Here is a 12,543-nt window from a genome sequence, read left to right as displayed (position 1 = left end):
TTCCCGCGTACCGCGCGGGGCCGTAAACGGAAATCCGGTACGGCGGAGAACTCGGCGCCGAGGCCCGCCGGAATCGTGTGCCATCGACCAGGAAATTAATACGCTCATTCGACCCACCCGAATAGAGTGAAAATCGACCGCACCGCGCAACAGATGGGCGTCTCATCAGGTTGATTGGGTGTCGGCGGCCCTCCAGCCGGGACAGCGGGCACCGAGTGCCCCCTGTCAGGCCGCCAGTCCCATTTCACGATTTCGAGGAGCAACATTCCATGTCGCGTGTCATCAAGTCTGCCGCTGCCGCCGTAGGAACCTGCGCCATCCTCCTGGGCGGTGCGGGCCTCGCGACTGCCGACTCGGGAACCCAGGGCGCGGCGCTCAACTCACCGGGCGTGATCTCCGGCAACACCGTTCAGGTCCCGGTCCACGTGCCGGTCAACGTCTGCGGCAACACCATCAACGTCGTCGGACTGCTCAACCCGGCCTTCGGCAACACGTGCGTCAACGACTGACGTTCTCCGCGTGACGCGGGGTGCGGGGCGGCTCGAGAGGGCGCCCCGCACCCCGTTTTCCATGCCGGGAACCCGGCGTTCGGCCCGCTCTGTCCGAGCATGGCCCCCGGCCCTCGTAAGATGCCCACCGTAACGACTTGGCCAGGGGAGACGACGCTGATGGACTTCCGGCTGCTCGGGCCGGTGTCGGCCTTCTCGGGAGACGTACGGGTGCCGCTCGGTCCCCCCAAGCGCCGGGCGGTGCTGGCGCTGCTGGTACTGGCCGAGGGGGCACCCGTCAGCTCCGAGCGCATCATCGAGGCCCTGTGGGACACCGAGCCGCCGACGCACGCCCGGACCATCGTCTACGGCCATGTGTCCGCCCTGCGCGGGTCGCTGCACATCTCGCCCGCGGCCGGTGTCGTGACCGAGAGCGCCGGCTACGCGCTCCAGGCCGCGCCGGAGGCGGCGGACGTGTGGCGCTTCCGCGCACTGGTGCGGCGCGCCACGGCCGCTCCCCCCGGAGAGGAGGCGGCCGCACTGCTGCGGGAGGCCCTCGGCCTGTGGCGTGGCCGGGCGCTCGGCGGGACCGGCGGCACGGCGCTGATGGCGGCGGCCGCCGACCGGCTCGTGGAGGAACAGCTCGCCGCGCTGGAGCACTTCGCCGCGGCCCTGCACGCGTGCGGCCGGGGCGGGGAAGCCCTCGTACTGCTCCAGCCCGCGGTCGAACTCCACCCGCTGCGCGAGTCCCTGATCGCGGCCACCGTCCGCTCGCTGTACGACGCCGACCGCCAGGCCGACGCCGTCGCGCTCTACCGCCGTACGCAACGCCTGCTCGCCCGGGAACTGGGCGTCGACCCGGGCGCCGCGCTGTCCGAGGCGTACCTCGCCATCCTGCGTTCCCGGCCGGCGGACCGGCCGGCCACCGAGCGGCCCGCGCCGGTGCCGTCGCCGGCGGAGTCACCGGCGCGGCGGCCCGCCGCCGCGGACGTGCCCCCGCCGTCCCCGTGCCTGCTCCCCCGCGCCCCGGCCGGCTTCGTGGGCCGTGCGGGCGACCTGGCGCGGCTCACCGGGACCGCGCGGTCGGGCGACGCGCCGTTGAGCGTGATCATGGGCCCCGGTGGGGTCGGCAAGACGTCGCTGGCGGTCCACTGGGCGTACGCGCACGCCGGCGACTTCCCCGGCGGCATCCTCTACGCCGACCTGCACGCCGAGGACGCGGGCGGCACCGGCTCCCAACCGGCCGGTGTCCTGCACGACTTCCTGCTGGCCCTGGGCGTGCCCGAGGAGCAACTGCCGGCGGACGCGCGGGCCGCGGGGCGCCTGTACCGCGAGCGGCTCGCCGGCCGCCGTGTCCTCGTCCTGCTGGACGACGCCCGGAACTCCGCACAGGTACGCCCCCTGTTGCCCGGCATGCCCGGAAGCACCGTGCTGGTCACCAGCCGCAACCGGCTGGAGGGGCTGGTGGCCACGGACTGCGCCCGGCTGCTGCCGCTGGAACGGCTGGCGCCCGTGGACGGCGTACAGGTCCTGCGTACCGTCATCGGCGACGCCCGGACGGCCGCCGAGCCCGCCGCCGCGAGCGAACTGGCCGCCCTCTGCGACGGACTGCCGCTGGCGCTGCGGCTGGCCGCGGCGCGGCTCGCCGCACGGCCCCGGCTCACCCTGCGCGCGATGGCCGACGACCTGGCCGACGAGCACCGGCGGCTTCCGCTGCTGTCCGGCGAGGACCTCGGGGTGGAGGCGACGCTGCGGCTGAGCGTGCAGCAGCTGCCGCCGGCCGGGGCGCTGCTCTTCCGCCAGTTGGCGCTGCACGTCGGGCCGGAACTCGACGGCGGTGCCGCGGCGGCGCTCAGCGGTCTGCCGCCCGCCGCGGCACGTGCCGCCCTGGAGGAACTGGCCGCCGCCCACCTCGTCGAGGAGAGGGCCGGCGACCGGTACCTGATGCACGACCTGACGCGGCTGTACGCCCGCTCGTTCGCGGACCGGGCCGACGCGGCCGGGCTGCACCGGCTGCTCGTGCACTACCTGGCCGCCGCCGGGGCCGCCGCGGCGGCGGCCGAACCCGGCAGCCAGCCCTGTTGCTCCCTGCCTCCCGGCGTGTCCCCGCCCGCCTCGCCACCGGCCTTCGCCGACCGCGCCACCGCGATGGCCTGGTACGTCACCGAGCGCGCCAACCTCACAGCGGCGGTGGCCGCGGCGGCCGAGGCCGGGCACACGGAACTCACCTGGCGTATCGCCGTGCAGCTGTGGCCACTTGTCGTACGCCAGGTACACGACGGGTGGGAGCCGACCCTCGAACGCGCCCTCGCCGCCGCGACCGCGCTGGACGACCCGGACGCCGAGTCGCGGCTGTGCTCGCTGCTCGGCTGGGTCCTCACCGAGAACGGGCGGCACGCCGCGGCGCTGGCACACCTGTGCCGCGCGCCCGACCTGGCCGTACGCGCCGAGGACCCGCGCGGCCAGGTGATCGCCCTGATCAACTGGGCGGCCGCGCTGGAGCGGGTCGGCGACCTGTCCGGTGCCGGGACACGGCGGGAGCAGGCCGCGCGGATGGCGCACGCCCTGGGCCACCCGCACACCGAAACCCTGGCCCTCTACCACCTGGCGGCCCACTGCCTCGCCGCCGGCCGCCCCGACGAGGCGCTGGCCCACGGCCGGCGGGGACTGGAGCTGGCCCCTGACGAGCAGTCGGACGAGCGGCGGGCGCTGCTCCTCGACGTCTGCGGCCAGGCGTTGCAGGCCCTCGGCCGCGGGGCCGAGGCCCGCCGCTGCCTCACCGAGGCAACCGTCCGCGCCCTGGCGGGCTGACCGCCCGGCGCCGCACCGGGCCGGGCGGGCACGGCCAAGGCCCTCGGCATCTGCCAGAATCGCCGGATGCTGAGCATCGGAACGACAGTGCTGGGCGCCTCCGACGTCCGGCGCGCCGCGGAGTTCTGGACCCGGGCTCTGGACTACGTCCCCCGTGACGGGACGGTGACGGACGACTGGACGATCCTGGTGCCGGCCGGCGGCTCCGGAGCGGGCCTGGCCATCGGCCGCAGCACGACGCCCGTGCAGGACCACCCGAGAGTCCATCTCGACCTGTACGCCGGTGACGCCGCCGACCAGGAAGCCGAAGTGGCACGGCTGGTCTCCCTCGGAGCCGAACGCGTCGACTGGGACGCGTACCCGGACGACGCCGACTTCGTCGTACTCGCCGACACCGAGGGCAATCGCTTCTGCGTCATCGACACCGGCCGCGGGTGACCTCCGGCCCGGATCACCGGTCGGAGACCTTGTGGACGGTGGTGTCGTCGGGGTCCAGCCGCCGCCCGTCCGCTGACAGCACTTCCAGTGTGCGCAGGCGATGTCCCTCTCGGCGGTCGACCAACTGTGAGTGGGGTTCGCCGGGGGCGAAGAAGTTCGCTTCGCCCCACTGCCGCAGTGCCACGATGACGGGGAAGAGCGCCTTGCCCTTCGGAGTCAGTACGTACTCGCGGTAGGCGCTGCCGTCCGCGGCGGGGACGGATTCGAGGACACCGCCGGCGACCAAGGTGCGCAGTCGCGCGGTGAGGATGTTCTTGGCCACGCCGAGGCTGCGCTGGAACTCGCCGAAGCGCCGGCTTCCGTCGAAGGCGTCGCGCACGATCAGCAGGGACCACCAGTCGCCGATCGCGTCCACCGACCGGGCGACGGGGCATTCACTGTCGTCGAAGCGTGTCCTGGTCACCATGGCGGTCCCCATTCTCGTAGCGGTTGCAACATGCTACCAATGGGACTACCTTCGCCACCTGGTAGCAAGTTGCAACCATGAATGGGGAGGGGTGCCGATGCCCCGCAACAGCGAGGCCGCGACACGGCGGACCGAGGTCCGGAGCGGGGAAGGCGGCGCCGCGTCCGCCCTGTCCCGCGGCGTCGTCATACTGTTCGCCGTCGCCTGCGGGGCCGCGGTGGCCAACGTCTACTTCTCCCAGCCGCTCCTGGTGACCATGGGCGGCGACCTCGCCATGAGCCCGGCACTTGTCGGCAACGTGGTCACCCTCACGCATGTCGGATACGGACTGGGGCTCTTCTTCCTCGTGCCGTTGGGCGATGTCGTCGGCCGCAGGCGGCTCGTCGTGGCGCAGTTGCTGCTGCTGGTGGTGGCGTTGACCGTGGTCGCCACCGCCCGCACGGCGGCGGCCCTGCTCGCGGGCATGGCGGCGACGGGGCTTCTCGCGGTCGTCACCCAGACGCTTGTGGCCTTCGCGGCCTCCCTGGCCCCCGCCGACCGGCACGGACGGGTCGTCGGCCTGGTCACCAGCGGCGTGGTCATCGGAATCCTGCTCGCCCGCACCGCCTCCGGCCTCATGGCCGACCTCGCGGGCTGGCGCTCCGTCTACCTCGCCTCGGCGTCGCTCACCGCTCTGCTCGCCCTGGTCCTGTACCGAGTGCTGCCGCGCCACAGTGACACTTCGCCCGCAGCCCTGCGCTACGGACAGCTGCTGCGCTCCACGCTCACCCTGTTCGCACGGGAACGGCTCCTGCGGCTCCGGGCCTTGTTCGGTCTGCTGGTCTTCGCCGCCTTCAGCACCTTGTGGAGCAGCATCGCACTGCCGCTCAGCGAGGCCCCGTACTTCCTGCCCCACAGCGCGATCGGGGCGCTGGGACTGGTCGGTGTCGCGGGCGCCCTGGCCGCGACCGTGGCGGGCCGTCTGAACGACCGCGGCCTCTCCCAGCGGACCACGGGCGTCGCCCTGGCGCTGCTCGCCGCCTCGTGGCTGCCCTTGGCCTTCACCCGCAGCTCGCTCTGGGCGCTGGCCGCGGGGGTGGTCCTTCTCGACCTCGCCGTGCAGGCGGTCCACGTCACCAACCAGTCCCTGATCTACGCGCTGCACCCGGCCGCGGGCAGCCGCCTGATCGGCGGATACATGGTCTTCTACGCGATCGGCAGCGCCACCGGCGCCATCGCCGCGACCTCCCTCTACACGGCGGCCGGCTGGGGCGCCGTATGCGTACTGGGCGCCGCGTTCAGCTGCCTCGGGCTCGTGCTGTGGGCGTTCACCCGGCACCGCGTCCCGGGCCCCGCCGCCGGGACGGCCGCTCGCTGACTACCCACTCAGGGCCGCGACGGTGGCGTCGAAGTCGTCGGTGCGGGGGCGGTTGACGGGCAGCTTGGCGAGGAGGGCGGCCATGCCGCAGGTGTCGGTGGCGGCGGAGAAGACCAGGCCGCTGCCGATGGCGGCCGCGAGCCAGCGGGCCCGGGGATGTCGCGTGCCGGCCGCGAGGCCGAGGACGACGAGGGAGCCGGCGGCCAGGCGCACCTGGCGTTCCATGGGCCACACGGCCTTGGCCGTCGGGTCGCGGTGTACGGGGTGGCCCTGTCCGGTCCACGCGGTGGTGCCGCCGGTGAGGGTGGTGGCGGGGATGTCGGCGGCGGCCAGTTCGGCGTGGGCGGCGGCGGAGCGGCTGCCGGAGGCGCAGACGAGAAGGAGTTCTCCGCGGGTGGCGGCCGACTTGAGGGCGGGCAGGGCGCTGCGGAGGCGGTCGAGGGGGACGTTGTGGGCCCCCGGCAGGTGGCCCGCGGCGTATTCGCCGGGCGTGCGCACGTCGACGACGGTGTAGGAGTGCAGGCGGGCGGCAGCCTCGGCGGGCTGGACGGCGGTGAGGGCGGTCATGCTGATCTGCTCACTTTCGTACGGTCCGGGACGGATACCCCGATGAGATTAAGGTACCCCCGGGGGTATTCATTCCCGGGTTGGCGGTTCCCGAAGGAGGACGTATGGAAATGGAGCTGGCTGCCGACGAGCTGAAGTCGGTGCTCAACCGGCTGCGGCGGGCTCAGGGGCAGATCGCCGGAATCATCAAGATGATCGAGGACGGCCGGGATTGCGAGGATGTGATCACCCAGCTGGCCGCGGTGTCGCGGGCGCTGGACCGGGCGGGCTTCGCGATCATCGCCACCGGGCTCCAGCACTGCGTGGCCGACGGCACCCGCACGGCCGGCGACCGGGACCGGCTGCGGGCCAGACTGGAGAAGCTGTTCCTGTCCCTGGCCTGACGGGCGGGAGCAAGGGGCGGCCGGGATCAGGTGTCCGTGACGTCGAGTCCGGCCCCGGCGGCGGCGCCGAGGCCGTCGTCCACCGCGACCACCTCCCGGCCGGCCGCGTGCAGAAGAGAGGCGGCGATGGCGGCGCGCATGCCGCCCGCGCAGTGCACCCAGACGGTTCCGGCGGGCACCTCGGCGAGACGGCCGTACAGCTCGTGGACGGGGATGTGCACCGAGCCCGCGATGTGCCCGTCGGCGCGTTCGGAGTCGCGCCGCACGTCCAGCACCACGACCTCCTCGCCGCGCTCGCGCACCGGTACGAGATCGGCGAACGTGGCGCGCGGGAAGGACACGAGCGCGCCGTCTTCACCGACCCACCGGGCCGGGTCACCGGTGGCGGCGGCCGCCGGACGGTCGATACCCACCCGGACCAGTTCCCGCTGCGCGCGCGCCACCTGCTCGGGCGTTTCGGCCAGCAGCGTGACGGGCTTGCCCCAGGGAATCAGCCAGGCCAGGTAGGTGGCGAGCCTGCCCTCGCCCTCGAAGTTGTACGAACCGGCCACGTGCCCCTCCGAGAAGGCGACGCGGTGGCGCAGGTCGACGACCCACTCCCCCGCCGCCAGCCGGGCGGCGATCTGCCGCGCGTCGGCGGGCTCGGGCGGGGTGAGGTCCACCGGTGCGGGCCCCGCGGCGTTGGCCGGACCCATGTGGGCGTAGTAGGCGGGCACGTCGTCCAGCCCGTCGAGCATGCGGGCGACGAAGGTGTCCGCGTCCAGGATCAGCGCGTCGTTGTTCCGGCGTTCCTTGCCGATCGTGGTCGTCTCTCCCTCGGCCTGGGAGGAGGAGCAGAAGCTGCCGAAACCGTGCGTGGGCAGCACCTGCACCTCGTCGTCCAGCGTGTCCGCCAGGTGGTGGGCGGAGGCGTGCTGGGCGCGGGCCAGTCGCCCGGTCAGGCGCGGCTCGACCAGGTCGGGACGGCCGACCGTACCGATCAGCAGCGACCCGCCGGTGAAGGCGGCCACCGCTCTCCCGCCCTCCTCCAGGACGTAGGAGGTGTGGTGCGGGGTGTGCCCCGGGGTGGCTGTCGCGCGCAGCACCAAGCCCTCGTCCACGCCGATGGTGTCGCCGTCCGCGACCGGCGTGCGCGCGAAGGACACCGAGGCGCCGGCGGGCACCAGGTAGCGGGCGCCGGTGACGCGGGCCAGGTGCAGGCCGCCGGTGACGTAGTCGTTGTGCACGTGCGTCTCGGCCACGAAGGCGATACGCACCCCTCGCCGTACGGCGGCCGCCATGACCCGGTCGATGTCGCGCTGCGGGTCGACGGCGACCGCGGCATCGGCACCTCCGGCCAGGTAGCTGCGATTGCCCAGACCCTCGAACTCCAGGGTGTCGACGAAGAACACGGCTGCGGATCCTCCCTGCGTCTGCGTACCGCTGCGAGTCGCGGTGCCCCCTGCTGCGCCGGGTACCCCTTCGGAGCTCACACATCCGGACATGCGTACGATCCGTGCGGCGATCCGCCGGTACGACCGCCGCGCGCCCCCGGCGCTCGCGTCAACCCGCCGACACCTCCTGGCACCCGGTTGCGCCGGCGCCGCACCAGCGATTGTCTGCCGGTCGTATCAACGACACGCCCCGGCCCCCCGCGTCCGGGCTCGACCCTGCGCGCTGCCCCCGCGCCGGCGTTCGACCGGCAGCAGAGCCGGGCAGGTCGGCGGCCCGCGCCATCCGGCCCCTTCCCTCCTCACCGGTCTGGCCGTATCTTCGACACGTCATCCCACTTCCACACTTGCCCTATTTATGAGTATTGAGACTCTGCTACCTACATAGTCTCAATGTCGCGTACGAGCCGTTTCTCTTAACTCCGGTTGTTCGTTTTGACGGGCATGTGTGACGCCACGGATGCGCATGTCCTGCCGGTCCAGCGGCTCGGCGGATGGGTCCTCAAACCGGCGCCGTCCTGTACACCTCCCGCCCCCACCGCCATGTCCACGGCGTACTGCCTGGAAGGCGGCGGCCGCTACGTCCGCCTGGAGCACTCGGCCGACCTGCTCGTCGGGCTGGTGCTCGAACTGGCCCGCGTCAGAACGGCCTTGTGGCCGCCGCCCGGCGCGCTTCCCCGGAGGCGATGACACGCACACCGCACCCGTACCGCTTGCCGCGCCACCGCCGTCGTCCCTCATCCGCACAGAGAGCCCGCTGTGTACGAACCCCCCATCCTGTTCCTCCTCGAACCCGTCGTCGACGCCTACTGGGTCCCGCACCAGATCACCGGCGACCCCGACGACCGGGAAGCCGGCTTCCCCACCGGCCTTCCGCCGGAGCCCGCCACGGAGTTCCACCCCGGCGACCCGCAGCCGCAGGCGCCCGGGTTCGTCCGCGGCCCGCTGTTCCGCGACCAGCCCGACGACGCGCTGCCCGACCTCGGCTACGACCCGGCCGAACTGGAGAACCTGGACGCCGAGCTGGCCCGGCTGCTGGTCACCGCGGAGCAGCCCGCCGTCGCCGACGCGCGGGCGGACGGGGAGCAGGAGCCGCGCACGGCGGCCCGGCACCGGAAGGCCGCCCCGGTGCGCGCCGCGCGCGAACGGCCCGCGGGGAACGGCTGGTCGTGGCGGCGGGCGGCCGGGCGGGCCTGCGTACTGGCCACCGGAAGCATCGTGGTGACGGTCAGCGCGCTGGGCGCCGCCGCCTCCTACCCTCCCCTGTACCGCGTGGCGGCCGACGCCGCTCCGCCCGGCGTCGCCCAGCTCTGGCCCCTCCTGGTCTACGGCCCCTGGATCGCGGGCACCCTGTCCATCCTGCGCGCCCGCACCCACCGGCGCCGCAGCCTGCACGCCTGGTGCGTCGTCGTGCTCTTCGCCGCGGTCGCCATGGCGCTGAGCGTCGTCAACGCCCCCACCACCCCGGCCGGCATCACCGTCGCCGCCCTGCCGCCGGCCACCATCGTGCTCTGCTTCCACCAGCTCGTACGCCAACTCGACCTGCCCACGCCCCCGGTGGCGCCCGGCCGGCACGCGCACTTCACCCGCGGCATCCACCGCCAGCGTCCGGGCCGGTGAGGCCGCGGCGGAGCCCGTACCGGCCGGAGCGGGCGGGCAGGGCGGCGGGGCCGGACCGGACGGACACGGAGCGTGTTTGGCGCACCCGGATTGTTGGGCAGTCGGTTGATCCCAGGAGTTCCCAATGGAGTTGAGGTCGGATGTCGGTGGAACATGGCGAGTGGGAGCGGGGCCCGGCCGGGCACGGATCCTTCCGGGCGCGGGTGGTGCCGCCCTTCGGGGCAGCCGTGACGACGGCCGTTCCGGCGACGGCGGTGATCTGTACTTCGTGATCGTGCACCCCAGGACCGGCCCGGACGAGCGAGTGGATCCCAAGGACGGAGCGTTGCTGCCCATGTGGGTCCGCAGGGCCCGCACCGTACTGGTCGGCTTCACCGTCCTCGCCATGGCCGCGGCCCTGACCGTCTCCCTTCTCAACGGCTGAGGTCCGCCGGTACCGCCGGCCTCCCGAGGCCGCGGCCCGATGGCCGCCTGCACCGCTCCGGCGGCGGCAAGGCGGCCATTTTGCCTGCCCGTTCACGTCCCGGACACGTTACCCACTGGTAAGTCGTCATCCGCAGCACGCACCATCACCGCTGCACGCTTCCGGCCCCCCGGCCACCCGACGACCGACACCAGGAGTCTTCGTGCCCTCGATCCGCAGCACCCGAACGGCATCGCTCACGCTCGCCACGGCCCTCGCGGCGTTCTTGACGGCCGTGCCGTTCCCGGCCGGAGCCGCACCGCTCGGCGCGCTGCCCGCCGTCACGCCGCGCGCCGAGACCGCGGCGCTGCACGACGACGCGGCCGGCGGCAAGGCCGACGCCGACGACCCGGCGATCTGGCGCAACGCCGCCGACCCGGGCCGCAGCCTGGTGGTCGCCACCGCCAAACAGGGCGGTCTGCGGGTCTACGACCTGGACGCCCGCGAGGTGCAGTCGCTGCCCGCACCCGCCGCACCCGGCGGCGGCCACGCTCCCGGCCGGTTCAACAACGTCGACCTGGTGCACGGCCTGCGGCTGTCCTCGGGCCGCGCCGACCTGGCGGTGACCAGCGACCGCGGCAACGACCGGCTGCGCTTCTACCGCATCGACCGCGACCGCGCCGGCGGCCCACTCACCGATGTGACGGACCCGGCGGCCCCGCCCGTCTTCTCCTCCTCCCAGCAGGAGATCGACGAGCAGCGGACCGCATACGGCCTGGCCACCTGGACCGACCAGGCCACCGGCCGCTCGTACGCCCTGGTCAGCCGCCGCGAGCGGACGACCCTCGCCCTGCTGGAGCTGGTTCCCGGCCCCGGCGGCACGGTCGGCTACCGCAAGGTCCGCACCCTGGATCTCCCCGCCTCCTTCCGCCTGCCGAACGGCAGGTCCTGGTCGCCCTGCGCCGAGCCCGGCGAACTCCCGCAGGTCGAGGGCATGGTGGTCGATCCGGCCGACGGCACGCTGTACGCGGGGCAGGAGGACGTCGGCATCTGGCGGTTGCGCGCCGACCTGACCGGCAAGCCGGAACTCATCGACAGGGTCCGCGAGTACGGCGTACCGGCCACGTACGACGCGGCCACCGAGAAGTGCGTGGCGGGCGCCGACCCCGGCTACGGGGGCAAGCGGCTGACGGCCGACGTGGAGGGCCTGACGCTGGTCACCGAGTCCGGTGGCGACGGCTACCTGCTGGCGTCCAGCCAGGGGGACGACACCTTCGCCGCGTACGACCGCGAGATATCCGACGACAACGAGTACGAGGGCGGCTTCCGCGTCACCGCGGCCTCGAAGGCCCTGGACGGCTCGGAGGAGTGCGACGGCGCCGCCGCGCTGGCCGCGCCGCTGGGCGCCAAGTACCCGAAGGGCCTGCTCGTCGTGCAGGACGGCCACGACTCCCCCGAGGACGGCGAACGCCCGTCCACCGGCTTCAAGTTCGTCGACCTCCGGGACGTGCTGGACGCCGTGGACGACTGATCCGCGGGCTGCGGCGGAACGGTTCACCCGTAGCGGATGAAGCGGGTACCGCCGCGCGGCGCTGCGATGCGGTCATGGCTGCGCATCGCGGCGCCGAAGGCCCGCTGGAAACCGTCCTGTTGCTCGGCCCGCGGCTGGCTCTCGGCGCCGCGACCGCCGTGGGCACGGTGGCGCGCGCCGCGCTGCGGCGGCTCGTAGCCTCCGTCGTCGCCCAGCTCGACCTGGACGACCTGGTGTCCCGGGTGGACGTGGACCGGGTGGCGGACCGGGTGGACGTGGACCGCGTCGCCGACCGTGTCGACGTCGAACGGATCGCGCGGCGCGTCGACCTCGACGCCGTGCTGGACCGGGTCGATGTGGCCGCGCTCACCCGGCAGGTGCTGGAAGAGATCGACATCGGCCGGATCGTCCGCGACACGGGCGGCGGCATGACCGCCGAGGCGCGGGACGCCGTACGGCTGCGGAGCGCGCGTGCCGACCGGTTGGTGGACGCCTTCACCGACCGGCTGCTACGACGCGACGGTACCGGCCGGACACCCCTGTGACGCCTGCCGCGTCCGCCGAAGGACCCTCCCGGCAGCTCCAGGGCCGCACCGCGGGGCTGGTGACCCGCGCCCTGACAGCCGTCGCGGACACTCTCGTGGTGCTCGGCATCGCCGTACTGGCCGGGTTCGGCTTCGGAGCCGTCCGCTTGCTGGTCCTCGGGCCGCCGTTCGCCGTGCCGAGACCGTCGGACTGGCTCACCGGTTCCCTCGGCTTCGCGCTCGCCGTCGGATACCTGGCCTTGGGGTGGACGACGACGGGGACGACCGTGGGCGGCCGGCTGATGGGAGTGCGCGTGGCGGACCGCTCGGGACGGCGGCTCCGGGCCGGCCGCGCCCTGCTCAGGGCCGCGCTGTGCGTCGTGCTGCCACTGGGGCTGCTCTGGGTGCCGTTGAGCAGGCGGGACGCGTCCGTCGCCGATGCCGTCGTGCGCAGTGCGGTGGTGTACGACTGGTACGGCAGGCGGGTCCGGCGGGCGCGGCCGTGAGGCGGCGCCCGGCCTCGCC

14 protein-coding genes are annotated in these 12,543 nt (G+C 73.8%); 11 read left to right on the top strand and 3 right to left on the bottom strand.

Going from position 1 to position 12,543, the window contains the following annotated elements; all coding sequences use genetic code 11:
- Positions 1-269: 269 nt before the first annotated feature.
- The 3 genes from ACH4K4_RS24765 (at position 270) to ACH4K4_RS24755 (ending at position 3,737) form a co-directional block, all read left to right on the top strand.
- A complete protein-coding gene (locus ACH4K4_RS24765) occupies positions 270-509 on the top strand; it encodes a chaplin (RefSeq protein WP_398170133.1) in 240 nt (79 codons plus the stop codon).
- A 120-nt stretch (positions 510-629) separates the two neighbouring features.
- Entirely contained in the window at positions 630-3,299 is a 2,670-nt protein-coding gene (locus ACH4K4_RS24760; RefSeq protein WP_398170131.1) for a BTAD domain-containing putative transcriptional regulator, read from the top strand.
- A gap of 66 nt (positions 3,300-3,365) precedes the next feature.
- Entirely contained in the window at positions 3,366-3,737 is a 372-nt protein-coding gene (locus ACH4K4_RS24755; RefSeq protein WP_398170129.1) for a VOC family protein, read from the top strand.
- A gap of 13 nt (positions 3,738-3,750) precedes the next feature.
- On the opposite strand, the gene ACH4K4_RS24750 is transcribed toward ACH4K4_RS24755, so the two are convergent.
- Complete coding sequence (locus ACH4K4_RS24750; protein WP_398170127.1) at positions 3,751-4,203, bottom strand: winged helix-turn-helix transcriptional regulator; 453 nt, start codon at positions 4,201-4,203, stop codon at positions 3,751-3,753.
- Positions 4,204-4,300: 97 nt separating this feature from the next.
- Between ACH4K4_RS24750 and ACH4K4_RS24745 the strand changes: the two genes are divergently transcribed.
- Entirely contained in the window at positions 4,301-5,560 is a 1,260-nt protein-coding gene (locus ACH4K4_RS24745; RefSeq protein ID WP_398170125.1) for an MFS transporter, read from the top strand.
- On the opposite strand, the gene ACH4K4_RS24740 is transcribed toward ACH4K4_RS24745, so the two are convergent.
- A complete protein-coding gene (locus ACH4K4_RS24740; protein ID WP_398170123.1) occupies positions 5,561-6,127 on the bottom strand; it encodes a rhodanese-like domain-containing protein in 567 nt (188 codons plus the stop codon).
- A gap of 104 nt (positions 6,128-6,231) precedes the next feature.
- Between ACH4K4_RS24740 and ACH4K4_RS24735 the strand changes: the two genes are divergently transcribed.
- The gene (locus ACH4K4_RS24735) at positions 6,232-6,510 is read left to right on the top strand and encodes a metal-sensitive transcriptional regulator (RefSeq protein ID WP_398170121.1); all 279 of its coding nucleotides are present in this window, start codon (positions 6,232-6,234) and stop codon (positions 6,508-6,510) included.
- Between the two features lie 26 nt (positions 6,511-6,536).
- Here the strand turns inward: ACH4K4_RS24735 and ACH4K4_RS24730 are convergent, their stop codons facing one another.
- Entirely contained in the window at positions 6,537-7,901 is a 1,365-nt protein-coding gene (locus ACH4K4_RS24730; RefSeq protein ID WP_398170120.1) for a rhodanese-like domain-containing protein, read from the bottom strand.
- A 483-nt stretch (positions 7,902-8,384) separates the two neighbouring features.
- On the opposite strand from ACH4K4_RS24730, the gene ACH4K4_RS24725 reads away from it, so the two are divergent.
- The 6 genes from ACH4K4_RS24725 (at position 8,385) to ACH4K4_RS24700 (ending at position 12,524) form a co-directional block, all read left to right on the top strand.
- Positions 8,385-8,630 (top strand): hypothetical protein, encoded by a 246-nt coding sequence (locus ACH4K4_RS24725; RefSeq protein WP_398170119.1) that lies wholly within the window; start codon positions 8,385-8,387, stop codon positions 8,628-8,630.
- A 69-nt stretch (positions 8,631-8,699) separates the two neighbouring features.
- Positions 8,700-9,560, top strand: a complete 861-nt coding sequence (locus ACH4K4_RS24720; RefSeq protein WP_398170118.1) for a DUF2637 domain-containing protein — start codon at positions 8,700-8,702, stop codon at positions 9,558-9,560.
- A 160-nt stretch (positions 9,561-9,720) separates the two neighbouring features.
- Entirely contained in the window at positions 9,721-9,984 is a 264-nt protein-coding gene (locus tag ACH4K4_RS24715) for a hypothetical protein (RefSeq protein ID WP_398170116.1), read from the top strand.
- A 211-nt stretch (positions 9,985-10,195) separates the two neighbouring features.
- The gene (locus ACH4K4_RS24710) at positions 10,196-11,494 is read left to right on the top strand and encodes a phytase (RefSeq protein WP_398170326.1); all 1,299 of its coding nucleotides are present in this window, start codon (positions 10,196-10,198) and stop codon (positions 11,492-11,494) included.
- A 74-nt stretch (positions 11,495-11,568) separates the two neighbouring features.
- Complete coding sequence (locus ACH4K4_RS24705; RefSeq protein ID WP_398170115.1) at positions 11,569-12,039, top strand: hypothetical protein; 471 nt, start codon at positions 11,569-11,571, stop codon at positions 12,037-12,039.
- On the top strand, positions 12,036-12,524 hold the full coding sequence (locus ACH4K4_RS24700) for an RDD family protein (protein ID WP_398170113.1): 489 nt from the start codon (positions 12,036-12,038) through the stop codon (positions 12,522-12,524). Before ACH4K4_RS24705 ends, ACH4K4_RS24700 begins: the two co-directional genes overlap by 4 nt.
- Positions 12,525-12,543: the final 19 nt, after the last annotated feature.

Source organism: Streptomyces sp. NPDC017529 (assembly GCF_044329785.1).
Classification (GTDB): Bacteria; Actinomycetota; Actinomycetes; order Streptomycetales; family Streptomycetaceae; genus Streptomyces.
Note: the sequence above shows the minus strand (reverse complement) of the source record. Positions and strands in the feature narration are given on the sequence as shown.

Bases quoted from the DNA above. Each gene is read 5' to 3' on its own strand.
- ACH4K4_RS24765 (WP_398170133.1), top strand. From the start codon at position 270: ATGTCGCGTGTCATCAAGTCTGCCGCTGCCGCCGTAGGAACCTGCGCC.
- ACH4K4_RS24760 (WP_398170131.1), top strand. From the start codon at position 630: ATGCCCACCGTAACGACTTGGCCAGGGGAGACGACGCTGATGGACTTC.
- ACH4K4_RS24755 (WP_398170129.1), top strand. From the start codon at position 3,366: ATGCTGAGCATCGGAACGACAGTGCTGGGCGCCTCCGACGTCCGGCGC.
- ACH4K4_RS24750 (WP_398170127.1), bottom strand. From the start codon at position 4,203: ATGGTGACCAGGACACGCTTCGACGACAGTGAATGCCCCGTCGCCCGG.
- ACH4K4_RS24745 (WP_398170125.1), top strand. From the start codon at position 4,301: ATGCCCCGCAACAGCGAGGCCGCGACACGGCGGACCGAGGTCCGGAGC.
- ACH4K4_RS24740 (WP_398170123.1), bottom strand. From the start codon at position 6,127: ATGACCGCCCTCACCGCCGTCCAGCCCGCCGAGGCTGCCGCCCGCCTG.
- ACH4K4_RS24735 (WP_398170121.1), top strand. From the start codon at position 6,232: ATGGAAATGGAGCTGGCTGCCGACGAGCTGAAGTCGGTGCTCAACCGG.
- ACH4K4_RS24725 (WP_398170119.1), top strand. From the start codon at position 8,385: ATGTGTGACGCCACGGATGCGCATGTCCTGCCGGTCCAGCGGCTCGGC.
- ACH4K4_RS24705 (WP_398170115.1), top strand. From the start codon at position 11,569: ATGGCTGCGCATCGCGGCGCCGAAGGCCCGCTGGAAACCGTCCTGTTG.